Annotated in this window: 24 protein-coding genes and 1 pseudogene; 10 read left to right on the top strand and 15 right to left on the bottom strand. The window is 73.8% G+C overall.

Annotation, left to right across the window (positions count from 1 at the left end):
* Positions 1 to 30 precede the first annotated feature (30 nt).
* The 4 genes from ACPFP2_RS10645 to pdxH all read right to left on the bottom strand — a co-directional run bounded on the left by ACPFP2_RS10645 (position 31) and on the right by pdxH (position 3,615).
* Positions 31 to 633: a nitroreductase family protein gene (locus ACPFP2_RS10645; RefSeq protein WP_424088485.1), complete on the bottom strand. Its 603-nt coding sequence runs from the start codon at positions 631 to 633 to the stop codon at positions 31 to 33.
* Between the two features lie 5 nt (positions 634 to 638).
* Positions 639 to 1,568 (bottom strand): aldose 1-epimerase family protein, encoded by a 930-nt coding sequence (locus ACPFP2_RS10640; protein ID WP_424088484.1) that lies wholly within the window; start codon positions 1,566 to 1,568, stop codon positions 639 to 641.
* A 107-nt stretch (positions 1,569 to 1,675) separates the two neighbouring features.
* Complete coding sequence (locus tag ACPFP2_RS10635) at positions 1,676 to 2,989, bottom strand: MFS transporter (protein WP_424088483.1); 1,314 nt, start codon at positions 2,987 to 2,989, stop codon at positions 1,676 to 1,678.
* Complete coding sequence (gene pdxH / locus ACPFP2_RS10630) at positions 2,986 to 3,615, bottom strand: pyridoxamine 5'-phosphate oxidase (protein WP_424088639.1); 630 nt, start codon at positions 3,613 to 3,615, stop codon at positions 2,986 to 2,988. The genes ACPFP2_RS10635 and pdxH overlap by 4 nt, the downstream gene beginning before the upstream one ends.
* A gap of 274 nt (positions 3,616 to 3,889) precedes the next feature.
* Between pdxH and ACPFP2_RS10625 the strand changes: the two genes are divergently transcribed.
* The 4 genes from ACPFP2_RS10625 to ACPFP2_RS10610 all read left to right on the top strand — a co-directional run bounded on the left by ACPFP2_RS10625 (position 3,890) and on the right by ACPFP2_RS10610 (position 8,755).
* The gene (locus ACPFP2_RS10625; RefSeq protein WP_088977147.1) at positions 3,890 to 4,996 is read left to right on the top strand and encodes a citrate synthase 2; all 1,107 of its coding nucleotides are present in this window, start codon (positions 3,890 to 3,892) and stop codon (positions 4,994 to 4,996) included.
* A gap of 268 nt (positions 4,997 to 5,264) precedes the next feature.
* Positions 5,265 to 6,392, top strand: a complete 1,128-nt coding sequence (gene serC, locus ACPFP2_RS10620) for a phosphoserine transaminase (RefSeq protein ID WP_424088482.1) — start codon at positions 5,265 to 5,267, stop codon at positions 6,390 to 6,392.
* Positions 6,393 to 6,578: 186 nt separating this feature from the next.
* Positions 6,579 to 7,658: a septation protein SepH gene (gene sepH / locus ACPFP2_RS10615; RefSeq protein ID WP_424088481.1), complete on the top strand. Its 1,080-nt coding sequence runs from the start codon at positions 6,579 to 6,581 to the stop codon at positions 7,656 to 7,658.
* A 110-nt stretch (positions 7,659 to 7,768) separates the two neighbouring features.
* Positions 7,769 to 8,755 carry an aldo/keto reductase gene (locus ACPFP2_RS10610; protein ID WP_424088480.1) on the top strand — a complete coding sequence of 329 codons (987 nt, stop codon included), beginning with the start codon at positions 7,769 to 7,771 and terminating at the stop codon, positions 8,753 to 8,755.
* Between the two features lie 103 nt (positions 8,756 to 8,858).
* On the opposite strand, the gene thpR is transcribed toward ACPFP2_RS10610, so the two are convergent.
* The 5 genes from thpR to ACPFP2_RS10585 all read right to left on the bottom strand — a co-directional run bounded on the left by thpR (position 8,859) and on the right by ACPFP2_RS10585 (position 13,486).
* Entirely contained in the window at positions 8,859 to 9,437 is a 579-nt protein-coding gene (thpR, locus tag ACPFP2_RS10605; protein ID WP_424088479.1) for an RNA 2',3'-cyclic phosphodiesterase, read from the bottom strand.
* The gene (locus tag ACPFP2_RS10600) at positions 9,434 to 9,916 is read right to left on the bottom strand and encodes a hypothetical protein (protein ID WP_424088478.1); all 483 of its coding nucleotides are present in this window, start codon (positions 9,914 to 9,916) and stop codon (positions 9,434 to 9,436) included. Before ACPFP2_RS10600 ends, thpR begins: the two co-directional genes overlap by 4 nt.
* A gap of 166 nt (positions 9,917 to 10,082) precedes the next feature.
* The gene (locus ACPFP2_RS10595; RefSeq protein WP_424088477.1) at positions 10,083 to 11,369 is read right to left on the bottom strand and encodes an MFS transporter; all 1,287 of its coding nucleotides are present in this window, start codon (positions 11,367 to 11,369) and stop codon (positions 10,083 to 10,085) included.
* A gap of 69 nt (positions 11,370 to 11,438) precedes the next feature.
* A complete protein-coding gene (locus ACPFP2_RS10590) occupies positions 11,439 to 11,888 on the bottom strand; it encodes a MarR family winged helix-turn-helix transcriptional regulator (RefSeq protein WP_172892462.1) in 450 nt (149 codons plus the stop codon).
* 122 nt (positions 11,889 to 12,010) lie between these two features.
* On the bottom strand, positions 12,011 to 13,486 hold the full coding sequence (locus ACPFP2_RS10585; RefSeq protein ID WP_424088476.1) for an NCS2 family permease: 1,476 nt from the start codon (positions 13,484 to 13,486) through the stop codon (positions 12,011 to 12,013).
* A gap of 88 nt (positions 13,487 to 13,574) precedes the next feature.
* On the opposite strand from ACPFP2_RS10585, the gene ACPFP2_RS10580 reads away from it, so the two are divergent.
* Positions 13,575 to 13,832 carry a DUF2530 domain-containing protein gene (locus ACPFP2_RS10580; RefSeq protein WP_424088475.1) on the top strand — a complete coding sequence of 86 codons (258 nt, stop codon included), beginning with the start codon at positions 13,575 to 13,577 and terminating at the stop codon, positions 13,830 to 13,832.
* 97 nt (positions 13,833 to 13,929) lie between these two features.
* Here ACPFP2_RS10580 and ACPFP2_RS10575 read toward each other — a convergent pair whose 3' ends face one another.
* Positions 13,930 to 14,769 carry a DUF3027 domain-containing protein gene (locus ACPFP2_RS10575; protein WP_424088474.1) on the bottom strand — a complete coding sequence of 280 codons (840 nt, stop codon included), beginning with the start codon at positions 14,767 to 14,769 and terminating at the stop codon, positions 13,930 to 13,932.
* Positions 14,770 to 14,868: 99 nt separating this feature from the next.
* On the opposite strand from ACPFP2_RS10575, the gene ACPFP2_RS10570 reads away from it, so the two are divergent.
* Entirely contained in the window at positions 14,869 to 16,590 is a 1,722-nt protein-coding gene (locus ACPFP2_RS10570) for an MFS transporter (RefSeq protein WP_424088473.1), read from the top strand.
* A complete protein-coding gene (locus ACPFP2_RS10565) occupies positions 16,587 to 17,258 on the top strand; it encodes a futalosine hydrolase (protein ID WP_424088472.1) in 672 nt (223 codons plus the stop codon). The genes ACPFP2_RS10570 and ACPFP2_RS10565 overlap by 4 nt, the downstream gene beginning before the upstream one ends.
* Before the next feature lie 45 nt (positions 17,259 to 17,303).
* Here ACPFP2_RS10565 and ACPFP2_RS10560 read toward each other — a convergent pair.
* A pseudogene (locus ACPFP2_RS10560) lies at positions 17,304 to 18,230 on the bottom strand (GNAT family N-acetyltransferase); the annotation flags it as partial.
* A 540-nt stretch (positions 18,231 to 18,770) separates the two neighbouring features.
* Here ACPFP2_RS10560 and ACPFP2_RS10555 point away from each other — a divergent pair.
* Complete coding sequence (locus ACPFP2_RS10555) at positions 18,771 to 19,643, top strand: 1,4-dihydroxy-6-naphthoate synthase (protein ID WP_424088471.1); 873 nt, start codon at positions 18,771 to 18,773, stop codon at positions 19,641 to 19,643.
* On the opposite strand, the gene ACPFP2_RS10550 is transcribed toward ACPFP2_RS10555, so the two are convergent.
* Entirely contained in the window at positions 19,604 to 19,990 is a 387-nt protein-coding gene (locus ACPFP2_RS10550; protein ID WP_088997128.1) for a cold-shock protein, read from the bottom strand. The genes ACPFP2_RS10555 and ACPFP2_RS10550 overlap by 40 nt on opposite strands.
* Positions 19,991 to 20,019: 29 nt before the next feature.
* Entirely contained in the window at positions 20,020 to 20,643 is a 624-nt protein-coding gene (locus tag ACPFP2_RS10545; RefSeq protein WP_424088469.1) for an HAD family hydrolase, read from the bottom strand.
* A gap of 84 nt (positions 20,644 to 20,727) precedes the next feature.
* Between ACPFP2_RS10545 and ACPFP2_RS10540 the strand changes: the two genes are divergently transcribed.
* Positions 20,728 to 23,196 carry a helicase-associated domain-containing protein gene (locus ACPFP2_RS10540; RefSeq protein ID WP_424088468.1) on the top strand — a complete coding sequence of 823 codons (2,469 nt, stop codon included), beginning with the start codon at positions 20,728 to 20,730 and terminating at the stop codon, positions 23,194 to 23,196.
* A 4-nt stretch (positions 23,197 to 23,200) separates the two neighbouring features.
* Here the strand turns inward: ACPFP2_RS10540 and ACPFP2_RS10535 are convergent, their stop codons facing one another.
* Together ACPFP2_RS10535 and ACPFP2_RS10530 are read right to left on the bottom strand one after the other, a co-directional pair.
* Entirely contained in the window at positions 23,201 to 23,434 is a 234-nt protein-coding gene (locus ACPFP2_RS10535) for a hypothetical protein (RefSeq protein WP_424088467.1), read from the bottom strand.
* 130 nt (positions 23,435 to 23,564) lie between these two features.
* The gene (locus tag ACPFP2_RS10530; protein ID WP_424088466.1) at positions 23,565 to 24,479 is read right to left on the bottom strand and encodes a L,D-transpeptidase family protein; all 915 of its coding nucleotides are present in this window, start codon (positions 24,477 to 24,479) and stop codon (positions 23,565 to 23,567) included.
* A 176-nt stretch (positions 24,480 to 24,655) separates the two neighbouring features.
* On the opposite strand from ACPFP2_RS10530, the gene ACPFP2_RS10525 reads away from it, so the two are divergent.
* Positions 24,656 to 26,335 carry a DNA repair helicase XPB gene (locus ACPFP2_RS10525; RefSeq protein WP_424088465.1) on the top strand — a complete coding sequence of 560 codons (1,680 nt, stop codon included), beginning with the start codon at positions 24,656 to 24,658 and terminating at the stop codon, positions 26,333 to 26,335.
* Positions 26,336 to 26,402 lie beyond the last annotated feature (67 nt).

Here is a 26,402-nt window from a genome sequence, read left to right as displayed (position 1 = left end):
GATACCCGGCCGGGACCACCCGAATCACACTCAACTCCACCGGCCGCGCCGGACCACCTCACCGACCGGCTTACGACCCCGGCGCAGCGACGGTGACCGGTGGTCGGGGGCGCGGTAACCCACGGTCACCGCGCCGATCGGCTGGTACTCCTCGGGCACCCCGAACGCCTCCCGGTAGGCGTCCAGCCGCTGCGGCGGGATGCCGAAGAAGCATGCCCCCAACCCCTCGTCGACGGCGGTGAGCAGCATCAGCAGCGCGGCGAAACCGGTGTCCACGTACCAGTACGGCATCGGCCAGCGCTCGGCCGAACGGTCCGCCCAGCCCTTGTCCGGCTCGGCATAGCGCTCCAGGTACGCCGAGCGGTTCGCGTGCGGCACCACGATCAACGGCGCCCGGCGCATCCCGGCCAGCCAGCGCTCCCGACCGCCGCCGGCCGGGGTGGCCGCCGTCCAGAACCGCTCCCGGTCCTCCGGGGCCTCCAGCACCAGGAAGCCCCAGCCCTGCGCGAATCCGGCCGAGGGTGCCCGGACGGCGTGGTCGAGCAGCCGGTCCACCACGTCGGGCGGGACCGGTCGGTCCGGGTCGTAGTTGCGCACCATCCGACGGCGTCGGACGACCTCGGCGAACTCCATGCCGCTCAGGCCCCCGGCCGGACGCCCCAGGCGCCCCGCCAGGTCGCGCCCGGCTTCAACGTGATCACGTCCTTGCCGGAGCGGAACGCGTCCGCCGGACAGGTCATCGGCTCCACCGCCACCGAGCGGCGCTGCCGCTGCCCGGTCAGGGTGTCCCCGGTGAAGACCTGCCACCAGCCGAACTCGCGGTCCGCCCAGACGTGCACGGCGGTCGTGCCGTCTCCGGCGGCCAGGGTCACCGCCGAGCCGCCGTCGTCGCCCCGGACCACGTCACCGAAGGCCACGTCGAGCACCGCGTCGCCGATCGGGCGGAGCGCGGTGAAGTCGTACTCGGTGCCGGCGACCGAGGTCGCGCCGACCGGCAGCAGCCGGCCGTCCAGCAGCACCCGGGTACGCCCCGGCACGCGCAGCGAGATCTGGTCGACCGGCACGTCGGGCAGCCGCAGGTACGGGTGCATCGAGAAGCCGAACGGCGCCGGCTCGTCGCCGAGGTTGGTCGCCTCGTGCTCGGCCCGCAGCCCGTCCGCGCCGACGCTGAACCGGGTACGCAACCGCAGCGGCCACGGGTAGCCGGGGCGCGGCGGCAGATCGTAGCCGACGGTGACCGCGTCCGCCGCCTCCTCGACCAGGTGCCAGGAGACCCAGTTGACCAGGCCGTGCATGGCGTTGTTCCGGGCCGGCTCGGAGAGGTCGAGCTGAAGGGACCGCTCGCCGAACGTGTACGCCCCGTCCCGGATCCGGTTCGGCCACGGCGCGAGCACCTGGCCGGCCGAGCCCGGGCACAGCTCGTCCTCCTCGTACCCGTCGAGGTAGTCCACGCCGTCGTGCCGGTACGACCGCAGCCCACCGCCCACCTCGACGATGACCGCCTCGTGGCCGTCGGCGGCAATGGTCCACTGTGTACCCGAGGGCGGGCGCGGCACGGCGTTCTCCATGCCGGCGACCTTAGTCGCCCCGCTCGGCCCGTGCCGGACCCGCCGCCCGTGCTCCCGGTCGGCGGTCACCGGGGCGTGGTGGTGGCCGCGCTCGACATGGTGTCGCCTCACCCGGCCGAGGTCCCGACCGCCCGGTCCCGGGCCGTCGCCGTGGCGGCGCGGTAGCGGATCAGCGCCGGGAAGGCCACGGCCAGCGCGATCGCCAGCACGGCGGAGAGCAGACCGCCCCCGACCCAGGCGACCCCGGTGCCGAACCCGGCGGCGACCGTACCGGCGCGCAGGTCGCCCAGACGCGGGCCGCCGGCGACCACCACCGTGTTCACGCCCTGGAGCCGGCCCCGCATCCGGTCCGGTGCGTACATCAGCAGCATCGACTGCCGGAGCACCGCGCTGATCAGGTCGGCCATCCCGGCGAGGGCGAGCAGCACCACCACCAGCCAGAGCTGGCCGGCCAGCCCGGCCAGCGCGATCGCCACCCCCCAGCCGACCACGGCCGCCACCAGCACCAGCCCCTGCCGGCGCAGCCGGCCGATCCAGCCGGAGGTGAGGCCGCCCAGCATCGCGCCGATCGCGATGGCGCTGTAGAGCCAGCCGACCGCCGCCCCACCGCCGAACCGCTCCTGCGCCACCTCGGGGAAGAGCGCCCGGGGCATGGCCAGGATCATCGCGATCAGGTCGATCGCGAAGGACAGCAGCAGCACCGGCGTGGTGGCCAGGTAACGGAACCCGTCGGCGATGCCGGCGAGACCGCCCCGGGGCACCTCTCCCTCGGCGGGCGGCTCCGGCGGCATGGCGGGCAGCCGGACGGTGGCCACCACCAGCCCGGTGAAGAGGACCGCGTCCAGCGCGTAGGCGATCGGCAGGCCCGCGTCGGCGCCGAAGGCCGCGATGATCAGACCGGCGGCCAACGGCCCGACCACCGAGGCGGCGGTGAACGTGGTGTAGTTCAACGTGCTCCCGGCCGGCACCAGTTCCAGCGGCAGCAGCCGGGGCAGGATCGCCGAGCGGGCCGGCGAGCTGATCGCGAAGGCGATCGAGTGCACGGTGACCAGGGCCAGCAGCACCACCGGGTGGCCGTCGCCGAGCAGCGCGTGCACCAGCAGGCCCAGCATCGAGGCCCAGAGCAGCGCCGAGCCGGCGAGCAGCACCCGGCGACGGTCCCGGGCGTCGGCCACCGCGCCGCCCCACAGCCCGAAGACCAGCAGCGGTACGAAGCCGGCGACGCCGAGCAGCCCGACCCAGAACGAGTCCCCGGTGAGCGCGTACATCTCCACCGGCACCGCCACGGCGGTGAGCTGGAAGCCGAACATGGCGAGCGTGTTGCCGAGCCAGATCCGGCGGTACGCCGGGACCGCCAGCGGGCGCAGGTCGATGGCCCAGTGACGCGATCCGCGCCGCCGGGCCCTGTTCGCGCCGGTCACGGGGCCAGCCGCTCCACGACCCAGCCGCCGCCGTCGGTACGCCGGAACCGCAGCCGGTCGTGCAGCCGGCTGGACCGCCCCTGCCAGAACTCCACCGTCTCGGGGCGTACCCGCAGCCCGCCCCAGTGCGGCGGGGCGGGGATCTGCCCGACGTCGGCGAAGCGCGCCGCCACCGCCTCGTACGCCGCGTCCAGCGCGGCCCGGTCGGGGATGACCCGGGACTGGGTGCTGGCCCAGGCGCCGAGCTGGGACCCGCGCGGGCGGCTGGCGAAGTACGCCTCCGTCTCGGCCCGGTCCACCCGCTCGACGCGCCCGCCGACCACCACCTGCCGCTGCATCGGGAACCAGGGGAAGACCAGGCTGGCCCACGGGTTGGCGGCAGCCTCGGCGCCCTTGCGCGAGGAGTGGTTGGTGTAGAAGACGAAGCCCTCCGGGTCGTACCCCTTCAGCAGCACGGTGCGGCCGCTCGGGCGACCGGCGGCGTCGGCGGTGCCGACCACCATCGCGTTCGGCTCGGGCAGCCCGGCGGCGACCGCGTCGGCGAACCACCGGTCGAACTGGGTGTACCAGTCGGCGGCCAGATCGGTCTCGGAAAGGCCCAGGTCGGCGGCGTACTCGTTACGCATGGCCGCCGGGACGGGTGTGTCGCCGGTCACGTTCCCTCTCCCCCTCGTCGGGGTGGCCGCGCCCTTCGGCGCTGGCCAGCCCTCGGCATCCAGTCTCGCCGAGCCCGTGCCGGGCTCCACCTCCGGGGATGTCGTGTGCGGCACAGTCGCACTGGGTCGCGCGCTCGGTTACCCAGCAGGCAAGATGTCACGAACACATCCCTGAGGGTCGCCTTAGGTACCGGGCAGTACGAGCCCGCGGCGGGGCGCACCGAGCCAGAAGCCAGGAGACGACATGTCCGACTTCAAACCGGGTCTGGAGGGCGTCGTAGCCTTCGAGACCGAGATCGCCGAACCGGACCGCGAGGGTGGCGCGCTGCGCTACCGGGGCGTGGACATCGAGGATCTGATCGGTCAGGTCTCCTTCGGCAACGTCTGGGCGCTGCTGGTCGACGGGCGGTTCGGCCCGGGCCTGCCGCCGGCCGAGCCGTTCCCGGTGCCGGTGCACTCCGGCGACATCCGCGTCGACGTGCAGTCCGCGGTCGCCATGCTGGCCCCGTACTGGGGGCTCGACCAGCTGCTGGACATCTCCGACGAGCAGGCCCGCGAGGACCTGGCCCGGGTGTCGGTCACCGCGCTCTCCTTCGTCGCCCAGTCCGCCCGCGGCCTGGGCCTGCCGGCCGTGCCGCAGAAGGAGATCGACAAGGCGGAGACGATCGTCGAGCGCTTCATGAAGCGCTGGCGCGGTGAGCCCGACCCGCGGCACGTCAAGGCCGTCGACGCGTACTTCATCTCGGCCGCCGAGCACGGCCTGAACGCCTCCACCTTCACCACCCGGATCGTCGCCTCCACCGGCGCCGACGCCGCGGCCTGCATCTCCTCCGGCATCGGCGCCCTCTCCGGCCCGCTGCACGGCGGCGCCCCGTCCCGGGTGCTCACCATGCTGGAGGCCGTCGAGCGCAGCGGCGACGCCGAGGGGTACGTCAAGGGCGTCCTCGACCGCGGCGAGCGGCTGATGGGTTTCGGCCACCGGGTCTACCGGGCCGAGGACCCGCGCGCCCGGGTGCTCCGCCGTACCGCCCGTGAGCTGGGCGCACCGCGCTTCGAGGTCGCCGAGGCGCTGGAGAAGGCCGCGCTGGCCGAGCTCCAGGCCCGCCGCCCGGACCGGGTGCTCGCCACCAACGTCGAGTTCTGGTCGGCCGTGGTGCTGGACTTCGCCGAGGTGCCGGCGCACATGTTCACCTCGATGTTCACCTGCGCCCGGATGGGCGGCTGGAGCGCGCACATCCTGGAGCAGAAGAAGCTCCAGCGGCTGGTCCGCCCGTCCGCCCGCTACGTCGGGCCGGGCACCCGCAAGCCGCAGGAGGTCGAGGGCTGGGACGCCATCCCGCACGGCGTCTGACCCACGTACCCCCAGGAGCCCCGTCCGCACGGACGGGGCTCCTGTGCGTGTCGGTGTGGCGTGTGCCTCAGCCTGTGGCGCATCCCTCAGCACCCGGGCCGGGACCGACCACCGGCCGGCCCGGACCGGGTGCGAGGATGAGGGCACGGCAGTGCCGCCGGAACGGGCTCGGACCACGGGCCCCGCGCGTCGAGGCGCGCGAGGCCGCCGTCGATCCGTGCCCGTTGTACGGGCCCGCCCTCGCCCATGCGGAAGGATCGAGACAACCGTGGCTGACGCACCGACCATCCGGATCCCTGACGACATCAAGCCCGCCGACGGGCGGTTCGGCTGCGGGCCGTCCAAGGTCCGTCCGGCGGCCGTCTCCGCCCTCGCCGACGTGGCGACCAGCTACCTGGGCACCTCGCACCGGCAGAAGACCGTCCGCGACGAGGTGGCCCGGCTGCGCCGGGGCATCGCCGAGTTCTTCTCCCTGCCCGAGGGCTACGAGGTGATCATCGGCAACGGTGGCACCACCGCCTTCTGGGAGGTCGCCACCTTCGGCCTGGTCCGCGACCGGGCCCAGTTCGCCAGCTTCGGCGAGTTCGGCGCCAAGTTCGCCAAGTCGGTCTCCGACGCGCCGTTCCTGGGCGAGCCGACCGTGCGCAAGTCGGCGGCGGGCAGCGCCCCGACCCTGGTCGCCGAGGCCGGGGTGGACGTCTACGCCACCCCGCACAACGAGACCTCCACCGGCGTGGCGGTGCCGATCAGCCGGGTGCCGGGCGCCGACGAGGGCTCGCTGCTGCTGGTCGACGCCACCTCCGGCGCGGGCGGGCTGGACGTCAACGTCGGCGAGACCGACGTCTACTACTTCGCCCCGCAGAAGTGCTTCGGCTCCGACGGCGGTCTCTGGCTGGCCCTGATGTCGCCGGCCGCGCTGGAGCGGGCCACCGAGATCAAGTCCTCGGGCCGTTACATCCCGGCCTTCCTCGACCTGGTCACCGCGATCGACAACTCGCGGCTGGAGCAGACGTACAACACGCCGGCGCTGGCCACCATCTTCCTGGCCGCGGAGCAGACCGACTGGATGAACTCGCAGGGCGGCCTGGCCTGGGCGGCCAAGCGCACCGCCGAGAGCGCGGGCATCGTGTACGGCTGGGCGGAGCGCTCCGAGGTGGCCACGCCGTTCGTCACCGACCCGGCGCTGCGCTCCAACGTGGTCGCCACCATCGACTTCGCCGACGGGGTGGACGCCACGGCGATCGCCAAGGCGCTGCGCGCCAACGGCATCGTGGACACCGAGCCGTACCGGAAGCTGGGCCGCAACCAGCTGCGGGTGGCGCTCTTCCCTGCGGTCGAGCCGGCCGACGTGGAGGCGCTGACCGCCTCCATCGACTACGTGGTCGAGCGACTCTGACCAACCGTCACGGTGGGTGGCCGGGAAGGCTCCCGTTGCCACCCACCGTGACGATCGCCGCAGCTCAGTCGCGACATGCGGGTGTCGCATCCCCCACCTTCGGGTAGATGAGCGTACGGTGGTGCGAGACGCCCGGGTGGCCGGCTCGTGGCGTGACGGCCAGCGAAGCGGGACGGAGGCAACGCCATGCGCCCAGTACGCTTCGTCGCCCTCTCCGAGGACGGCCAGGCTCTGGTTCTCGCCGACGAGGTCGGGCGTCTGCTCGCCCTCCCCATCGACGACCGCATCGCCTCGGCGCTGCACGCCGAGCCCGGTGCCGCACCACTCTCCGTGGTGCCGGCCGCCGCCGACCCGACCCCGTCGCTCTCCCCGCGGGACATCCAGGCCCGGATCCGCTCCGGCGAGTCCGCCGAGGACGTCGCGCGGATCGCCGGCGTCCCGGTCGACCGTGTCCTGCGGTACGCCGGCCCGGTGCTCCAGGAGCGGGCCATGCTCGCCCAGCACGCCCGGCGCACCCGGCTCAAGGGCGCCGAGAAGCCCACCCCGCTCGCCGAGGTGGTCAACGGCCGGCTGGCCCAGCACGGGATCGACACCGAGAAGATCTCCTGGGACGCCTACCGGCGCGACGACGGCACCTGGCGGATCATCGCCACCTGGCCGTCGGGCAAGGCCACCGCGCAGGCGGTCTGGGACCTCGACAAGACCCGGCAGAACGTCGCCCCGCACGACGACATGGCGCAGTATCTGTGCGCCGAGCGTCCGACGCCGATCCTCGGCCAGGAGCCCGCGCCGGAACGGGGCGGCCACGCGCTGCCCGGCCCGTCGCGCGGCGAGCCGAGCCGGGGCGGGCACGGCCTGCCGGCGGCCACCGAGCCGCGTCCGGGCCGGGACCCGATCCGGGCCGGGCGTGACGCCCTGCTCGCCTCCCTCGACCGGCCGCTCGGCGGCACCTCCGGCCGTGGGCTCGACCCGCGCTCCCCGGCCGCGATGGCCGGCCCCGAGGCGCCCCGGCAGCGGGCCGTCGGCGGGGGCGCGGCGGCGCTGCTCGGCGGCGGTCAGGGTTCCGCCTTCGACGACGACTCGGACGCGCCCAAGGAGGTCCCGGCCGTACCGTCGCTGGCGGTGCTGCGGCCGCGCCGCACGGGCGCCGCGGCGGCCGCCGCCGGTGGCGAGACCGCCGAGGCCGGTGGCAAGCCGCGCAAGCGGCTGCCGAGCTGGGACGACGTCCTCTTCGGCAGCGGTCCGGCGGCCCGCGAGTCCTCCTGATCCACGGCCCACCCTGGCACGCGACGGCTCCGGGTCGCGGCGCGGCGTCAGCCGCACCGAACCGGAGTTGTCGTGAGGCACTCTAAGTGCCCGCGTGCCAGGGTGGATCCATGGAGTACACGAATCTGGGACGCACCGGTCTCTCGGTGAGCCGGCTCTGCCTCGGCACGATGAACTTCGGGCCGCAGACCAGCGAGCCGGACAGCTTCGCCATCATGGACCGCGCGCTGGAACACGGCATCAACTTCTTCGACACCGCCAACGTCTACGGCTGGCAGACCGGTGAGGGAATCACCGAACAGATCATCGGCCGTTGGTTCGCCCAGGGCGGCGGGCGGCGCGACAAGGTCGTCCTCGCCACCAAGGTGTACGGCAAGATGGGCGACTGGCCGAACGAGCAGGGCCTGAGCGCCCGGCACATCGTCCGGGCCTGCGAGGACTCGCTGCGCCGGCTCCAGACCGACGTGATCGACCTCTACCAGATGCACCACGTCTCCCGGAGCACCCCGTGGGAGGAGATCTGGCAGGCGATGGAGACGCTGGTCGCCCAGGGCAAGGTGATCTACGTCGGATCGTCCAACTTCGCCGGTTGGCACATCGCCCAGGCGCAGGCCGCCGCCGCGAAGCGCAACTTCCTCGGCCTCGTCGCCGAGCAGTCGATCTACAACCTGCTGACCCGGCACGTCGAGCTTGAGGTGATCCCCGCCGCGCAGCACCACGGGCTGGGTGTCATCCCCTGGTCGCCGCTGCACGGCGGGCTGCTCAGCGGGGTCATCCGGAAGATGGCCGAGGGCGGCGCGGCACGCGGCACCAGCGGCCGGGCCGCCGACGCGCTGGCCGAACACCGGTCGACCATCGAGGCGTACGAGAAGTTCTGCGCGGACCTCGGCCACGACCCGGCCGACGTGGCGCTCGGCTGGCTGCTCTCCCGGCCCGGGGTGACCGCCCCGATCATCGGCCCGCGCACCGTCGACCAGCTCGACCGCACCCTCGGCGCGCTGACCGTCGACATCGACGAGGCGACGCAGGAGCGGCTCGACGAGCTGTTCCCGCCGGTCGGCAACGGCGGCCCGGGCCCGGAGGCGTGGGCCTGGTGAGCCGACCGGCCGCCTTCGCCTGACACCAGTTGCGGCGAGTCGCGGTGTCCCGATGTCGGGTCACCGCGACTCGCCGCATCTCGCGCCCCTCCCGGTGGGCCGCTCAGAGGGGCCAGGCCGCCAGGCGGTCGTACGTGGGGCGGGGGCCCTGGTGGCTGCGGACCAGGACCAGTTCGGTGGCGGGCCACTCCGGGCCCCGGTACTCGTCGAGGGCGGCCCGGTCGGCCTCCACCTCGGACCGGTCGATGCGGTCGCCGGGGCGGGCGACGGTCAGGTGCGGACGGAACGGCCGGTCGTCGTGCGGGAGGCGGTTGCAACGCAGCCCGGACCGGATCAGCCGGCCCAGCACGTGCAGCGCCTCCACCTCTCCGAGCAGGTCGACCCAGAGGACGGTGAACCGGCCGCGCCCGAAGCGTCCACCGCCGCCCAGGCTCAGCCGGGGTGCGCTCTGCCAACTCCGCCGGGCGGTCTCGACGGCGAGGCCCAGGGTGCTCTCCACGTCGATCAGGCGGTCGGCCTCCACCTCGCCGAGGAAGGCGAGCGTGACGTGCAGCTGCGCCGGGTCGGCGAGGCGTACGTTGATGCCGGCGGCGCGGGCCGCGCCGACCCGCAGCCCGGCGATCCGGGCGGTCAGGTCCGCGACGGCGGCCGGTGGTGGGTAGACCGCGACGAAGAGTCTCACGCCCGCCGGTCACGGGGCCGGCGGCCGGCGCGGGTGGTCGGCAGGTCCAGCCCGGCCAGGGCGAGCAGCCCTTCGACGCGCACCCGCTCGATCTCCCGGTCGACCCCGGTCAGCTCGCTCAGGTGCTCTCCGATGCCCAGCGCCCGGCACGCGGCCCGGAGCCGCTCGTCGTACGCCTCGATGACCGAGCTGTGCCAGACCACCGAGCGACCGCCCGCGGCGAGCCGGTGCTCGCCGAGGCGGCGCAGGTCGGCGGCGATGAGTTCGAGTGGCCGCCGGTCCGGCCGGTCGAGCCGGCTCAGGTCGATGTCCAGGGCGAAGGCGTCCGGGCCGAAGGAGCGGTCCAGCCGGGCGATGGTACGCCGTTCGCGGCGTCGCTCCCGCCACTCCGCCCAGCCGCAGGCGACCCGGTCGGCGATCTCGTCGAAGCAGAACAGCAGGGCGATCAGGACCGGTAGGCACGCCACGGCGAGGACCATCAGTGCCAGTGTCAGGGCCCCGCTTCCGCCTCCCACGTATCGACGCTAAGGCCCACGCCGGGTGTCCGCCAGCGGATTGCCGTTATCCGGACGCGAAACCTGTCCGCCTTCCCGGATGGCGGAGTCCGGCCGGGAATCCCGCCGCCGCGAGTGGCGCGGGCCGGGGTCAGCAGTCCGGGGCGGAGACGACGTAGAAGCGGGGCATGGGCAGCACCCGGAAGCGGAGCCGGGCACCGTCGCGCCGAAGCTGCCAGGTGAGCGCCAGCAGGGCGGTCGCCAGCGAGATCAGCCCGCCGATCCAGATGCTGGCCCCCGCGCCGTACGTCTCGGCGACCCAGCCGATGAGCGGCGCGCCGACCGGGTTGGTGCCGAGGAAGACGAGCACCCACAGCGCCATCACCCGGCCCCGGAAGGCGGCGTCGGTGCCGAGCTGGATCCGCTGGTTGGCCGCCTGGGCGAAGAAGACCATGAAGAACCCGGTCGGCAGCAGCAGCGCCACCACCAGCCAGTACGCCGGTGCGAGCCCGACCAGGGTGCCGAAGGTGGCACAGGCGACCGCCGCGCCGAGCACGAGCCACACCGAGGGGCGGCTGCGCCGTCCGGTGCCGGCCAGCGCCCCGACCAGGGCGCCGACCGCGAGCGCGCTGCTGAACAGCCCGAAGGACGCCGCCCCGGTGTCGAAGACGGTCTTGGCCAACGCGGCCAGGGTGAGCTGGAAGTTGAAGAGCGAGGTGGCGATCACCGAGATCATCACCATCGGCAGCAGCAGGTCGGGGCGGCGGCGCACGTAGCGCAGCCCGTCGATCACCTTCGCCGACGCCCGTTCGTCGCGCGGCAGCAGCGCCTCCCGGTGCAGCTCGGCCGGACGCATCCTGATCACGTTGACCAGCGGGGCGATCGAGCTGAGCGCGGTGACCAGGAAGACCGGCCCGACGTCGAAGGCGGCGATGGCCAGGCCGGCGACGGCGGGCCCGACGATCCGCGCCGAGTTGAACGTGGCCGCGTTGAGGGAGAGCGCGTTGGGCAGCAGCGGCGTCCCGACCAGCTCGCTGACGAACGCCTGCCGCACCGGGGTCTCCACCGCGTTCGCGACGCCGAGCAGGGCGGCGAAGGCGAAGACGTGCCAGAGCTGGACCAGGTCGGTGATCACCAGGGCGGCCATGCCCAGCGCCAGCACCGTCCAGAAGGCGTTGGCGACGAAGAGCAGCATGCGCTTGTCGTACCGGTCGGCGAGCCGGCCGGAGAGGAGGGTGAGCAGCAGCACCGGGGTGAACTGGAGCGCGGTGACCACGCCGAGCGCGGTGGCGGAGTCGTCGGTGAGCTCGAGGACGAGCCAGTCCTGGGCGATGAACATCATCCAGACGCCGATCAGCTTGATCAGCTGCCCGGATGCGAAGAGCCGGTAGTTGCGGACCTGTAGGGACTGGAACATCGTGCTCAGCTTCGCCTGCACTCTTGGTGCGCCTCCTCGGGTCGTACGCCGTATCCACAACGGACGGCGCGGACCCGGCGGTACGGGTGCTCAGGCGCGAGCGAGCTGCTGGAGGATCTCGGCGGCCCGCCGTAGCGTGTCCCGTTCGCCCTCCGTGAGCGCGGCCAGCCGGTCGGCCAGCCACTCGTTGCGGGCCCGCTCGAACTGTTCGAGCACGGCCCGACCCCCCTCGGTCGCCGCGAGGATGACCTGGCGACCGTCGGTCGGATGGGGGGTGCGCTGCACGAGGCCGCGCTCCTCCAACTTCGCGACGATCTTCGTCATCGTCGGCGGTTGCACCCGCTCGATGTCGGCCAGTTCCCGGGGCGTCAACGCGCCCGCCAGCTTGAGGCTGGTGAGCGCGGAGAGCTGGGTGACCGTCAGGTCTCCCACCGGGCGGGCCTGCCGGACCCTCCGGTTGAGTCGGGTTATCGCATCACGCAGCTGAGGTGCCAGCTGCGCCGGTGGCACGCGGTTCGCCGTCACCGTCCGCTCCGTCACAGTCGTTAGCTTAACTAATGAGCCTGGCTAACGACACGCGATATGACCATGCTCACGAGAAGTTTGCCCTGCTCCGGGCCGGGTATCCGGTTCGACTCCCCGGCCCGGAGCGGGTGGTGGCGTTACAGCACGGACTCGATCGGCCCGCGCAGGAAGTACAGGATGAAGAGCACGGCCACGCCGTACAGCAGCGGGTGGACGTCGCGCGCCTTCCCCTTGGCCAACTTCAGCACCACGTACGAGATGATGCCGGCGCCGATGCCGTTGGAGATCGAGTACGTGAACGGCATGAGGGTGATGGTGAGGAACGCCGGGATGGCGATCTCGTAGTCGGTCCAGTCGATGGTGCGTACCGCGGTCATCATCAGGAAACCGACCACCACCAGCGCCGTCGAGGCCGCCTCGAACGGCACCACCAACGACAGCGGCGCGAGGAACATCGCCAGCAGGAACAGGGCGCCGGTGACCAGGTTGGCCACCCCGGTCCGGGCGCCCTCCGCCACACCGGCGGCGCTCTCGATGTACGACGTGTTGCTGGAGACGCTCGCCGCGCCACCCGCCGCCGCGGCGATCGAGTCGACCAGCAGGATCTCCTTCGCCCGCGGCGGGGTGCCCTGCTCGTCGAGCATGCTGCCCTCCTGGCCGATCGCGACCATCGTGCCCATGGTGTCGAAGAAGTCCGTGATCAACAGGGTGAAGACGAACATCAGCGGCACCAGCCAGCCGGCCCGGCTCCACGAGTTCAGCACGTTGAAGTTGCCCAGCAGGGACAGGTCGGGGACGTCCACGATCTGCCGGGGCAGCTCCGGCACGTTGAGCGACCAGCCCTTGGGGTTGGGCTTGCCGTCCACGAACGACGGGCCGACGTTGGCGACCGCCTCCACGACGATCGCCAGCACGGTGGAGGCGAGGATGCCGATCAGGATCGCGCCGCGCACCCGGCGTACCACCAGCACCAGGGTCACCAGCAGGCCGACCACGAAGACCAGCATCGGCCAGCTGACGATCTTGCCGTTGATGCCCAGCCCGACCGGCACGGTGGTGTTGGCCGCGTCCGGGATCCGCCGGACGAACCCGGCGTCGACCAGGCCGATGATGGTGAGGAACAGGCCGATGCCGACGCCGATCGCCGTCTTCATCTGGGTCGGGACCGAACGGAACACGGCGGTCCGCAGGCCGGTGAGCACGAGGACCGCGATGATCACACCCTCGATCACCACCAGGCCCATCGCGTCGGCCCAGGTCATCTCCGGAGCGATCTCGTAGGCGACCAGCGCGTTCACGCCCAGGCCGGCGGCGAGCGCCATCGGGAACCGGCCGACGACACCCATCAGCATCGTCATCAGGCCGGCGACCAGCGCGGTCGCGGCGGCGATCGCGGGGATCGAGAGCTTCTTGCCGTCACCGTCGACGGCGCCGCCCAGGATCAGCGGGTTCAGGACCACGATGTACGCCATCGTGAAGAAGGTCGCAAGTCCACCCCGGACCTCGCGGCTCATCGTCGAGCCACGGGCGGAGATCTCGAAGAATCGGTCGAAACCGCTCCGCGGGTGGGCGGGATCGGGCGGGGTGCCGTTGTCCGGCGGCGCAATGGCCATCAGGTCCTCGCAGGTGATCTTCCGTTGTCGCGCGCATCGTCCCAGATCAGGGGCCGACAGGAAAAGTTGATCGCGTACGCTTTGCCCCGTGCCACAGGAACAACCGCCGCGCCCCGAGCCGCTCGACCCGCCGATGGTGCCGTTCGCGGTCGCCGGGCTGATCGCCTGGGCCGTCGCCGGCCTCGTCCTGCTGGTCTTCTTCCGCGGGTGGCTCACCGAGCACGGGCACGAGAACTGGCTCTGGACCTGCCTGGCCGGATTCCTGTGGGGCTTTCCCGGACTGGCGGTGATGATGCGGCACGACGCCAACCGGCGTCGCCGCCGGCAGGCCACGCTTCAGGGCTGAGCCGGCCGGGCGTCCGTCGCGACTGAGCCGTCGCGCGCCCGTCAGGGCTGAGCCGTCGAGCGTGAGGGCCGGCGCGTCACGACGCCGGCCGGGACGGTCAGGGGTGGCCGTACGGCTCGCCCGGCTCGGCGGCCTCCACCGACCCGGGGGCCCGGCTGACCGACATGGCCTCCACCGCGCTGTCGTCGTAGACCGTCGGCAACTCCTCGACCGCGGACTCGGCGGTCTCGACCAGCGTCTCGGAGTGCGCGCCGCAGCCGTGGTCGGCGCTGACCACCCGGCCGTCGTCCGGGGCGTAGAAGTTGCCGCAGGCGCCGAAGGACCGCCGCAGCGCGCCGGCGAGCGGCAGGTAGAAGCCACAGGTGCCACACCGGGCGGCGGCCGGAGCGGCGACCGAGATCGGCGCCGACGGGCCGTGGTCGCCGTCGTACCAGCGCTGGGCCGTGTCGGCACGCCCCTCGCGGGACAGCACCCGGGGCCGGCCGAGGCCGAGTTCCCAGGAGACCTCCTCCACCGCCGGGTCGTCGGAGAGCAGGTAGCCGGGGGCGAGACGCTCGTCGTCCGGCGGGGTGGGGAGCAGGTCGCCCGGCCCCAGGTCGCCCGGCTTGAGCCGCTCCTGCCAGGGCACCCAGCCGGGGGCGAGCAGCGCGTCCGAGCCGGGCAGCAGCACCGTCTCGCAGACGGTGACGTGTTTGCTCCGCGCCACCCGGGTGACGGTCACGGCCCAGCGCCAGCCCCGGTAACCGGCCAGCAGACATTCGAAATAGTGCGTGACGACCCGATCACCCTCGGCGACGGCGCGCAGATGGTCGCCGACGTCGGAGGGCTCCACCTCGGTGATGGCGTCGCGCGCCACCTCGACGGCGGCGGCGCAGACCTGGTCGAGGCGGGCGGCACGGGTGGAGGCGGGCCTGGTCACCCGACCATTGTTCCCCATGCGCGCCGCCGCCCGACAGGGACTCCCCGATGACTCCCCGGGCAGCCTCTTGGGCCACTGGCGCGACGCGCGTGGAGCGGATGGGCGAGGATGGTGCACATGCCGCTGTCCTCCCGCTCCGGGCGGTCCGTCCTCGGCCGGACCGTGGGCACGGGCGTCCGCGCCGTACGTCTGCTGCTCCGCGGCTCGGTCAGCGGCGGGCGCTGGATGACCCGGCGGGCCGGCTCGGCCCGGGCCAAGGGGGCGGGCAACGAGGTCGGCATGGTCCGCCTCTTCGACCTGCACGCGATCTCCTGCGCGGGCGACACGCTGATCGCGATCGGGCTGGCCGGGACGATCTTCTTCGACGTCCCGCTCGGCGAGGCGCGCAGCAAGGTGGCGCTCTACCTACTGGTCACGATGGTGCCCTTCGCCATGCTCGCGCCGGTGGTCGGCCCGCTGCTCGACCACTTCCGCCACGGCCGCCGGTACGCCCTGGCCACCACCATGCTCGGCCGGGCCTTCCTGGCCTGGCTGATCTCGGACTACATCGGCGGCTTCGGGCTCTACCCGGCCGCGTTCGGCGTGCTGGCGCTCTCCCGCGCGTACGGCGTGGCCCGCTCGGCCGCCGTGCCTCGGCTGCTGCCGGAGGGCCTCGGGCTCTCCCAGGTCGGGGCCCGGGCCAGCGTCTACGGCACGGTGGCCGGGGCGTTGGTGGCTCCGATCGGGTTGGCCGCGTTCTGGTTCGGGCCGCAGTGGCCGCTCCGGGTCGCATCGGTGATCTTCCTGGTCGGCATGGTGATCGCGCTGCGGCTGCCGCCGAAGGCGGACTCCGAGCCGCCGGAGCGGGTGCCCCGACCGCTGCGGGCGTTGCGCCGCGACGGTGACCGTCCGCTGGGCCGGGGCCGTCCGGCCGGGCGGCTGGTGATCGCCACCCTGATCGGGGCCGCGGCGCTGCGCGCGCTCTACGGCTTCCTGCTGCTCTTCCTGGCGTTCGCGTTGAAGAAGGGCGACCTGACCACCGACTTCTTCGGCCGGGAACTGAGCGATCAGGTGGCACTGGGCCTGGTCGGCGGGGCCCTGGCCGTCGGCAGTTTCCTGGCCACCGCGCTCGGCACCCGGCTGCGCATCCACCGGCCGGCGGCCATCCAGTCCAGCACGATGGTCATCGTGGCGGGCGTGGCGGTCCTGGCCACGGTGAAGTTCTCCCTGCCGATGGTGGCGGTGCTCTGCCTGGTCGCCGCGACGAGCAGCGGGATCGCCAAGCTGGCCGTGGACGCCTCGATCCAGGAGCGGATCCCGGAGCGGCTGCGGGCCAGTTCGTTCGCCCACTCGGAGACCGCCCTGATGCTCGCCTTCGTCGCCGGCGGCGGCCTCGGGCTCGTCCCCTTCGACGGGCGGATCGGCATCGCGGTGGTCGCCGGGGTCGGGGTGCTCGCCGCCGCCCGGGGTGCGCTGGTCGCCGGCCGGTTGCGCGCCGAACGCCTCATGGGCCGGCCGCTCACCGACGAGGAGTTGGCCGACCGCGATCGGGAGGCGACCCAGGCGGACCGGGCCGCCGCCGCGCAGGCCGCCGCCGACCGGGCCGCCGCCGCGCAGGAGGCCGAACGGGACGGCCACCGCCGGGGCGACACCCTGGTGGACAGGGCCCGGGTGGACGACGACGCGGCGGAGGCTGCGGCGCAGGCCGCGCCGACCTCGCCCGCCCCGACCGGGCAGCCGTCCGACGACGCCGGGCTGGCCCCGCCCGGGTACCACATCTACCGGCCGTCGTCGGCCGTCCCCCGTGCCGGTGACGCTGACGACGAACGGCGGCGGGAGTCGCCGGGGCCGGTGTCGTGACCGGACTGCTGGTGCTGACCGCCGTGCCGGCCGAGGCGGAGGCGGTCCGGGCCGGTCTGCACGATCCGGCGGTGACCGTCCGGCCGGTCGGGGTGGGTCCGGCGGTGGCCGGGGCCGCGACCGCCCGGCTGCTGACCCTGGCCGAGGCGGCGGGCCGGCCGTACCGAGCGGTGGTCAGCACCGGGATCGCAGGCGGCTTCGCCGGACGCGTACCCGTCGGCGCAATGGTCGTCGGGACCCGCAGCGTGGCCGCTGATCTGGGCGCGGAGTCGCCCGACGGCTTCATCCCGATCGACGAGCTGGGCATGCCGCCGGAGCTGCTCGGCGGCGGACCGGCCGTCGACGCCGACCCGCAGCTGCTCGCCGCCCTGCGCGCGGCGCTGCCCGCAGCCACCGCCGGCGAGATCCTGACCGTCAGCACCGTGACCGGCACGGCCGCGAGCACCCGCGCCCTCGCCGACCGGCACCCCGCCGCGGTCGCCGAGGCGATGGAGGGGTACGGGGTGGCCGTCGCCGCCGCCCAGGCCGGCCTACCCTTCGTCGAGCTGCGGACGGTCTCCAACCCGATCGGCCCGCGTGACCGGGGGTCGTGGCGGATGGCCGAGGCGTTCCGCGCCCTGACCGAGGCGGCCCGGGCCCTGACCGGGGCGGCCCGGGCGCTGGCCTGACGGGCGAACGTGCCGCATCACCGGCGCCCGGTGGGTGACCTCGAAGCCGCAGCCCGCCAGCAGCCGCGCCCCCGGCCACTCGGCGACTCCGGACACCACCCGGACACCCCGTTCGTCCATCTGCCGGAGCAGCGCCTGCACCAGGCGCCGCCCGATCCCCAGTCCCCGGTGCTCAGGCGTCACCAGGATGCCGTCGAGCACCAGCTCACGCGGCCACATCGACTCGTCGTCCCCGTACGCCAGGTGCGGGGTTCGCTCGTACGCCCGTAGTTCACCCACCAGCTCACCATCGGGCAGCTCGGCGACGAACCGCCAGCCGGTGGGTGCCCGAAAGTCCTCGACCCGGCGTACCACGCACTTCCGCCGGACCCGCTCCGACCTGCGCCGGCGGTCCCGCCGTTCCCGGTCGCGGTGGTAGGTGATCGCGGGCAGCGGCAGCGGCCACTGCGCGGGCGGCAGGTTGAACCAGGGGGTCCACCAGGCACCCGGCCAGTCCCGTGGCTCACGGACCTCCCGGGCGTCGAGGTGGGCCGGGCAGTTCCGGTCGGCGGCGTCCCGCAGCCCTTCGTGCGGTACGGCCGGCAGGAAACAGGTCTCCGGCGCGCCGTCGCCGCCTCGCCCACCGTCGGGGTTACGCGCCTCGTCGCGGCCTTGCCCGTCCTCAGGACTGCGCGCCTCGTCGCAGGCGCGTCCGTCGTCAGGACTGCGCGCCTCGCCGCGGGGTCGTCCGTCGACCACGTCTTCCGCGCCCGGCAGCCAGATCGCCAGCCAGCCCGAGACGGCCCGTACCAGCCGCTCGACCGTCCGGAACCCGGGGTCGTCGGTCTGCCCGGACTCCAGGCGGCCGATCGTCGACTGCGGCACCCCCGACCGCGCGGCCAGCTCACGCTGGCTCAGGTCGGCCCGCCGGCGCAGGGCACGGAGCGTGGCACCGAGGTCGACGGGTGCGGGAGGTGACGTCACGGCGACCATGCTCGACCTCCGAACTGCCGTCATCAACACCCACCGCCAGCCTGTGGAAAACCCTGTGGACAAGTCGGTGGCCTGGGGACAGAGCGTCTCCCTCACGCGCTACGGACCTGATCGCACGAGTGGATCGCCCCGTAGGTGATCGCAGGACGTGGACCCGCTCGTAGGTGTTCGGCGATGAACCGGGCGTCCTTACCGGCCACCAGCACGCAGGACGTAGACCGCCAGAGTCCGCGGGGCCGATGAGCGCACCCACCCACCGCCGTGATCCATCCGTGCGATCAAGTCTGTAGTGCCCGAACAGGTACTCCACCCTCCACCCGCTGGTGGTGTGGGAGGCCGGGGGGCCGAGCATCCGACCGACCGACGCCGGCAGTGACGCCGGCCCGGCTCCGGTCCAGGATCACGCCGCACCGCACCGCACCGCACCGCACCGCACCGCACCGCACCGCGCCGCGCCGCACCGCACCGCACCGCGCGAGGCGACCGGATGACCGCGCACCGGGCGGGGCCTCGGCCCGGGAGCGGGCTACCGTGGGGATCGTGGCGCTCTCCCTGGCGATCTCGCCCTGCCCCAACGACACCTTCGTCTTCCACGCCCTGGTGCACGGCCGGGTGCCCGGCGCACCGGAGGTCGAGGTGACCTACGCCGACGTGGACGTCACGAACACGGCCGCCGAGCGCGGCGCGTTCGACCTGGTGAAGGTGAGCTACGCGGCGCTGCCCTGGCTGCTGGAGGACTACCACCTGCTGCCGTGCGGCGGGGCGCTCGGCCGGGGCTGCGGGCCCCTGGTCCTCACCCGGGGCGCGGGCGGCTCCGGCTCCGGCTCCAGTTCCGGCACCGGGCCGGACCGCACCGACCTGAGCGGGGCCACCGTCGCCGTGCCGGGCGACCGGACCACGGCGTACCTGCTCTTCCGGCTCTGGTCCGCCGGCCGGCCACCGGCCCGGATCGAGGTGGTGCCGTTCCACGAGATCATGCCCGCCGTGGCCGCCGGGCGGTACGACGCCGGCCTGGTCATCCACGAGGCCCGGTTCACCTACCCCCGGCACGGGCTGACCGCGCTGGTCGACCTGGGCGAGTGGTGGGAGGGCGACACCGGCCTGCCGATCCCGCTCGGCGCGATCCTGGCCCGCAGGGGCACGGTCGACCCGGTCGAGGCCGCCGGCTGGATCCGCGAGTCGGTACGGCAGGCCTGGGCCGACCCGGAGGCCAGCCGCGACTACGTGCTCTCGCACGCGCAGGAGATGGAGCCCGACGTGGTGGACCGGCACATCGGCCTCTACGTCAACGAGTTCACCGCCGACCTGGGGGACGCGGGGTTCGCCGCCGTGGAGGCGCTGCTGGGCCGGGCCACCGACGCCGGGCTCGTACCTCAGACCTCCAGCTCGCGCGCCACCGCGTGGACCAGCTGAGCGATCTTCTGCGCGGTCTTGCGGTCGGGGAACCGACCCCGGCGCAGGTCCGGCTGGACCTTCGCCTCCAGCACCTTGATCATGTCCTCGACCAGGCCGTGCAGCTCCTCGGCCGGTCGCCGGCGCAGCTCCGCCACGGACGGCGGGGCCTCCAGCAGCTTGACCCCCATGGCCTGGGCGCCCCGGCGGCTGTCCACCACGCTGAAGTCGACCCGCTGCCCACCCTTGAGGTCGGTGACACCCGCCGGTAGCGCGCCCTTGGGCAGGAACACGTCGCCACCTTCGTCGCTGGTGACGAACCCGTATCCCTTGGCCGCGTCATACCACTTCACTCGACCCGTCGGCACCTGAAGAACCTCTGCTTCGCTCGGAACGTCTACTGCTCCAAGGCTAGCCCGATGATCCGGTCCAGCGCCGCCGGGAATCCGGTGAGATCGTCCAGCACCAGGTACGCCCCGGCGTCCCGCAACGCGTCGCGGTCGCACGGGCCGGTGGCCACGCCGAACCCGGGCACCCCGGCCGCGGCCGCCGCCACCATGTCCGCCACGTGGTCGCCCACGTACAGCGTCGCGTCGTGGGCGCGCAGCGCGGCCGCCTTCTCCTCGGCGAAGAGGTCGCCGGCCAGCTCGTCGACGGGCAGCCCCAGGTGGTCCAGGTGCAGCCGGGCCAACCGGCCGATCTTCGAGGTCACCACCATCACCCGTCCGCCCCGGGCGTGCACCGCGTCCACCGCCTCCCGGGCGCCCGGCAACGGCACCGTCGGTGTGATCGCGTACGCCGGGTAGAGCTCGCGGTAGAGCGTCACCGCCTCCTCCACCTGCTCCGGCGGGAACCAGTGCGCGATCTCGGTGCGCAGCGGCGGGCCGAGCCGGGACACCGCCAGCTCCGCGTCGACCGGCACACCGGTGCGTGCGGTCAGGGCCCGGTAGCAGGCGGCGATGCCGGGGCGTGAGTCGACCAGGGTCATGTCGAGGTCGAAGCCGACCATCAGAGAGGGCACCCGGAGAAGGTACCTGTCGACGGGAGACCCAGCCGGACGTCCGAGGGGCGGGACCACCCCGCAGCGGGCTAGCGTGGAACGACGATGACCACCTCACTCGCCGACCACCTGCGCGCCCTGCCCGACGAGTCGCTGGCCGCCCTGCTGCAACTGCGGCCGGACCTCGTCGTGCCGGTGCCGGCCGACGTCTCCGCCCTCGCCGTCCGGGCCGAGTCGCGGGTCTCCGTGGCCCGCGCGCTGGACGGGCTGGACCAGTTCACCCTCCAGGTCCTCGACGCCGCCCGGCTCACCCGGCACCCGCAGGACGGCACCACCTCCGTCGAGGCCCTGCTGGCGATGGCCACCGCCGGGCCGCGTCCGCCCGCGCCGACCACCGTCCGGCGCGCGGTGGACAAGCTGCGCGCGCTCTTCCTGCTGTACGGCCCGGAGCACGCGCTGCGCGTCGCCGGCAGCGTCGACGAGGTTTCCCCGTACCCGGCGGGGCTGGGGCGACCGGCCGCGGAGCTGGACCCGCGGGCGGCGGCGCTCTGCGCGGACGCCGCGAAGCTGCGCCGGACGCTGCTCGCCGCTCCCCCGTCGGCCCGCGCCGTCCTGGACCGGCTCGCCGCCGGCCCGCCGGTGGGCAGCGTGCCGCCGGGCGCCCTCCAGGCCCCCGCCGTCGGCGCGGAGGACGACCTCCCCCCGGACACCACCAACGGCGGCGCGCCCACCGGCTCACCGGTGCGCTGGCTGGTCGACGCCCGGCTGCTGGTCCGGGTCTCCACCGGCACCGTGGAACTGCCCCGCGAGGTGGGGCTGCTGCTGCGGCGCGACAGCGGCCCGCTCGGCCCGCTGCGCACCAGCCCGCCGCCGGTGGCCGCCGCGCCCCGCGAGGCGAAGCTGGCCGACTCCGCCGGGGCCGGGCAGACCATGGAGCTGGTACGCCACACCGAGGCGCTGCTGGAGAGCCTGGCCGCCGAGCCGGCCCCGGTGCTGCGCTCGGGCGGCGTCGGCGTACGTGACCTGCGCCGGCTGGCCCGCACGACGGGGCTGGAGGAGGCGAACACCGCGCTGGTCCTCGAGGTGGCGTACGCGGCGGGGCTGGCCGGTGAGGCGGACCTGCCCGGGGCGACCACCGGCCGGTACGGCGCCGACCAGCAGGTGCTGCCCACCGGCGGGTACGAGGTGTGGCGGGCGATGTCGCTGGCGCACCGCTGGGAGCAGCTCGCCCGGGCCTGGCTCACGATGAGCCGCCAGGTCGGCCTGGTCGGCCAGCGCGACGACCGGGACCGCCCGATCAGTGTGCTCTCCGCCGAGGCGGAACGGGCCGGCGCGCCGGCCGCCCGCCGGGCGGTGCTCGGGGTGCTGGCCGACCTGGAGCCGGCCACCGCGCCCACCCCGGACGAGGTGCTGGCCCTGCTGGACTGGCGGGCGCCCCGGCGCAGCCGGGGGCGGGAGGCCGCGCACCGGGAGGTGCTGACCGAGGCGGCGCAGCTCGGCGTGACGGGGCTCGGTGCGCTCACCTCGTACGCGCGGCTGCTGCTGGCCGACGTGAGCGACGCCGACGAGCGGGGCGGGGACGACCCGTTGGGCCTGCGCTCCGAGGCCGAGAGCGGGGACCCGTCGAGCGCGGTGCGGGCGCTGGACGCCCTGCTGCCCGCCCCGGTCGACCACTTCCTGGTGCAGGCCGACCTGTCCGTGGTGGTGCCCGGCCCGCCGGATCCGACGCTCGCCGCCGAGCTGGACGTGGTGGCCGAGCACGAGTCGGCGGGTGGGGCCAGCGTGCACCGGGTCACCACGGCGAGCGTCCGGCGGGCCCTGGACGCGGGCTACACCGCCGAGGACCTGCACGCCCTGTTCCGCCGCCGGTCGCGTACCCCGGTCCCGCAGGGGCTCACGTACCTGGTGGACGACGTGGCCCGTAAGCACGGCGGGCTGCGGGTCGGCTCCGCCGGCGGGTACGTGCGCAGTGACGACGAGGCGCTGCTCGCGGAGGTGCTGGCCGACAAGCGGTTGGAGCCGCTGGCGTTCCGCCGGCTGGCCCCGACGGTGCTGGTCACCCCGTACCAGGTGCAGCGGATGCTGATCGCGTTGCGCGACGCCGGGTACGCGCCGGTGCCGGAGGACGCCAGCGGCTCGGCGGTGCTCGCCCGGCCGAAGACCCGCCGGGCGCCCGCCCGCGCGTCGGTGGGCACCCGGGGCGTCGACCCGCTGGCGGCGCCGAAGCTGGCGATGCCGCGCCTGCTCGGCGTGGTGGAGCAGATCCGGCGGGGCGACGCGGCGGCGCGGGCGGCCCGACGCGCCCCGGCGGTGGTCCGCGCCGGGGCGGCGCGGGCGGCGGCCGGGCCGATGCCGGCGCACAGTCACAGCGACGCGCTGGCGGTGCTGCAGCAGGCGCTGCGGGACAAGGCGCTGGTCTGGGTCGGGTACGTCGACGCGCACGGGGCGACCGCGTCCCGGCTGGTCCGGCCGGTGTCGATCGGCGCGGGTTACCTGCGCGCCGAGGACGAGCGGACGGAGATGCTGCACACCTTCGCGCTGCACCGGATCACCGCCGCGGTGCGGGAGGACTGACCGGTCAGCGCCGGTCGCGGCGGAAGGTGCCGATCACGGAGACGGCGAGGAGCAGGCCGAACGCGGCTCCCGCCGTCTCGCCGACCGAGGCGACGAAACCCTGCCGCTGCACCAGCCAGCCGAAGAGGAACCACCCGAGCAGGGCGAACGCGGCGGTGGCGTACCCGACGAGGGTCGCTGTCGAGATCTCGTCGGCCGGGCCGTCGTCGTCGGTGACCCGTTCCTGGTCGACGCTCATCCAGCCTCCCCCGCCCGTACGGCCCGTGCTCCCAGGGTGACACCGCAGGGGCGCAGCGCCCAGGGGATAAGACCCTGAGTCGGCCGTGTCGCCGGCCCCCGGCCCGTCCTGGCCGGGGGTGGGCGGTGGGTCAGGTGCCGGGGCGGCGGCCGACGAGCACCACCCGGGAGCCGACCGAGCCGAGTTCCCACCAGCGGACCGCGTCGGCGTGCAGCAGGTTGACGCAGCCGTGCGAGCCGATCGACGAGTTGTGCAGGTAGGTGGTGGTCTCGTGGAACCCGATCCCGCCGTTGAAGCGCTGCCAGTACGGCAGCCAGACGTCGTACGGGTCCGACCATTCCTTGAGGTTCCGGAAATTGATCTTGTATGTCCCGCTGGGGGTGGCGAAGCCGGCCATCCCGGTCCGCGTCACCGTCGGGCGGGCCACCACCGTGCCGCCCTTCATCACCCAGGTCGTCTGCCGGGTCAGGTCCACGCAGAAGGTGATACCCGAGCCGGCGTCGCACCGGCTGGTGTCGGTGGTGGCGAGCCGCTTCGCCACGTCGTACGTGAGTGGTCCGGCGCGACCCTCGGCGGGGCGGATGTCGTACCGCTGCTGGAACTTCTTGATCGCGGCGCAGTCGGCGTCGGTCTGCCGGCCGTCGACGGTGAGCTTGCCGAAGCCACCGAGGCGGGCGAGGTACGCCTCGACCTCGCGCTGGTACTCGCCCTGCGCGCAGCGGGTCTTGTTGGCCGGCGCGGGGGCGTTGGGGGCCCGCCGCTTCTGCGCCGGCGTCGGCGGGGTCTTGGTCCGCGTCGACGTCGCGGCCGCCTTGCGCGGTGTCGCCGGCTTCGTCGTCGGGGCGACGGACGGCGTCGGACGGGCCCGCTGGTCGGTCGGGGAGACGCCACTCGCCCCCGTTACCTGCTCCGCCTTGCCGACCGGGGCGAGCCCTCCTCCAGTGCCACCCGGGTCGGCCTGCGGATCGAGCGCGCATCCACCCGCACCGACCAGCGTGACCACGGCCAGGGCGGCGATTCGGATGGTCAAACCCGTGTGTCTCATGGTGCCCTCCCGAATCGGCCGTCCCATTGGTAGACGTGCGGGGCTCCGGAAACGTTGCGTCGTTCGGGCAATTTTCTTTACGTACGTGACCTCGTGCAACACTGGATGGTCGGCCTGCGGCGGGTGCCACCTGCGGCGAGAAGTGCCGACGACCCGGCCGAGGAGAGGACGCTGGCGTGAGCGGTGGACCACTGATCGTGCAGTCGGACAAGACCCTGCTGCTGGAGATCGACCACCCCGACGCGCAGGCATGCCGGATGGCGATCGCGCCCTTCGCCGAGTTGGAGCGTTCCCCCGAGCACGTGCACACCTACCGGCTCACCCCGCTCGGGCTGTGGAACGCCCGCGCGGCCGGCCACGACGCCGAGGGCGTGGTCGACTCCCTGATCAAGTACTCGCGTTACCCGGTGCCGCACGCCCTGCTGGTCGACGTGGCCGACACGATGGACCGGTACGGCCGGCTCCAGCTCGCCAACGACCCCGCGCACGGCCTCGTCCTGCGGGGGCTGGACCGGATGGTGCTGATCGAGGTCGCCAAGAGCAAGAAGCTCGCCGGTATGCTCGGCAACAAGATCGACGACGACACCATCCAGGTGCACCCGTCGGAGCGGGGCCGGCTCAAGCAGGCGCTGCTCAAACTCGGCTGGCCGGCCGAGGACCTGGCCGGGTACGTCGACGGCGAGGCGCACCCGATCGAGTTGGCCGAGGCCGGCAAGGACGGCGGGAAGCCGTGGACGCTGCGGTCGTACCAGCGGGAGGCCGTGGAGGCGTTCTGGGCCGGCGGGTCGGGCGTGGTGGTGCTCCCCTGCGGCGCCGGCAAGACGCTGGTCGGCGCGGCGGCGATGGCCGAGGCGAAGGCGACCACGCTGATCCTGGTCACCAACACGGTCGCCGGCCGGCAGTGGAAGCGGGAGCTGATCGCCCGCACCTCGCTGACCGAGGACGAGATCGGCGAGTACTCGGGCGAGCGCAAGGAGATCCGGCCGGTCACCATCGCCACGTACCAGGTGCTCACCTCGCGGCGCGGCGGCGCGTTCACTCACCTGGACCTGTTCGGCGCCCGCGACTGGGGCCTGGTCGTCTACGACGAGGTCCACCTGCTGCCCGCGCCGATCTTCCGGTTCACCGCGGACCTCCAGGCCCGCCGCCGGCTCGGCCTCACGGCGACTCTGGTACGCGAGGACGGCCGGGAGGGCGACGTGTTCAGCCTGATCGGGCCCAAGCGGTACGACGCGCCGTGGAAGGACATCGAGCAGCAGGGCTGGATCGCCCCGGCACAGTGCACCGAGGTACGGGTCACCCTGACCGACGCGGAGCGGATGTCCTACGCGACGGCGGAGTCCGAGGAGCGCTACCGGATGGCGGCGACGGCTCGTACCAAGCTGCCGGTGGTGCGCGCCCTAGTGGAGCGGCACCCGCAGGAGCAGGTGCTGGTGATCGGTGGGTTCCTCGACCAGTTGCACCAGCTCGGGGAGTACCTGGACGCGCCGATCGTGCAGGGCTCGACCACCAACAAGGAGCGGGAGCGGCTCTTCGACGCGTTCCGCTCCGGCTCACTGCGGACGCTGGTGATCTCCAAGGTGGGGAACTTCTCGATCGACCTGCCGGAGGCGGCGGTGGCGATCCAGGTGTCCGGGACGTTCGGGTCGCGCCAGGAGGAGGCGCAGCGGCTGGGGCGGGTGCTGCGGCCGAAGGCCGACGGGCGGCAGGCGCACTTCTACACCGTCGTCTCCCGCGACACGATCGACACGGAGTACGCGGCACACCGGCAGCGCTTCCTGGCCGAGCAGGGGTACGCGTACACCATCGTGGACGCCGACGACGTCCTGGGACCGTCCCTGCCGACGTTCGACTGACGCATCTTGATCGACTCCGGTCGGCGGCTTCCGTGGCCGGCACCGGTCGGCGGGTTGCTTGATCGAC

This window comes from Micromonospora citrea (assembly GCF_049629545.1).
Classification (GTDB): Bacteria; Actinomycetota; Actinomycetes; order Mycobacteriales; family Micromonosporaceae; genus Micromonospora; species Micromonospora citrea_A.
Note: the sequence above shows the minus strand (reverse complement) of the source record. Positions and strands in the feature narration are given on the sequence as shown.

Bases quoted from the DNA above. Each gene is read 5' to 3' on its own strand.
- ACPFP2_RS10640 (WP_424088484.1), bottom strand. From the start codon at position 1,568: ATGGAGAACGCCGTGCCGCGCCCGCCCTCGGGTACACAGTGGACCATT.
- ACPFP2_RS10585 (WP_424088476.1), bottom strand. From the start codon at position 13,486: ATGGCCATTGCGCCGCCGGACAACGGCACCCCGCCCGATCCCGCCCAC.
- ACPFP2_RS10600 (WP_424088478.1), bottom strand. From the start codon at position 9,916: ATGGTCCTCGCCGTGGCGTGCCTACCGGTCCTGATCGCCCTGCTGTTC.
- ACPFP2_RS10530 (WP_424088466.1), bottom strand. From the start codon at position 24,479: ATGAGACACACGGGTTTGACCATCCGAATCGCCGCCCTGGCCGTGGTC.
- pdxH (WP_424088639.1), bottom strand. From the start codon at position 3,615: ATGCGTAACGAGTACGCCGCCGACCTGGGCCTTTCCGAGACCGATCTG.
- ACPFP2_RS10625 (WP_088977147.1), top strand. From the start codon at position 3,890: ATGTCCGACTTCAAACCGGGTCTGGAGGGCGTCGTAGCCTTCGAGACC.
- ACPFP2_RS10570 (WP_424088473.1), top strand. From the start codon at position 14,869: ATGCCGCTGTCCTCCCGCTCCGGGCGGTCCGTCCTCGGCCGGACCGTG.
- ACPFP2_RS10540 (WP_424088468.1), top strand. From the start codon at position 20,728: ATGACCACCTCACTCGCCGACCACCTGCGCGCCCTGCCCGACGAGTCG.
- sepH (WP_424088481.1), top strand. From the start codon at position 6,579: ATGCGCCCAGTACGCTTCGTCGCCCTCTCCGAGGACGGCCAGGCTCTG.
- ACPFP2_RS10610 (WP_424088480.1), top strand. From the start codon at position 7,769: ATGGAGTACACGAATCTGGGACGCACCGGTCTCTCGGTGAGCCGGCTC.
- ACPFP2_RS10575 (WP_424088474.1), bottom strand. From the start codon at position 14,769: ATGGGGAACAATGGTCGGGTGACCAGGCCCGCCTCCACCCGTGCCGCC.
- ACPFP2_RS10535 (WP_424088467.1), bottom strand. From the start codon at position 23,434: ATGAGCGTCGACCAGGAACGGGTCACCGACGACGACGGCCCGGCCGAC.
- ACPFP2_RS10645 (WP_424088485.1), bottom strand. From the start codon at position 633: ATGGAGTTCGCCGAGGTCGTCCGACGCCGTCGGATGGTGCGCAACTAC.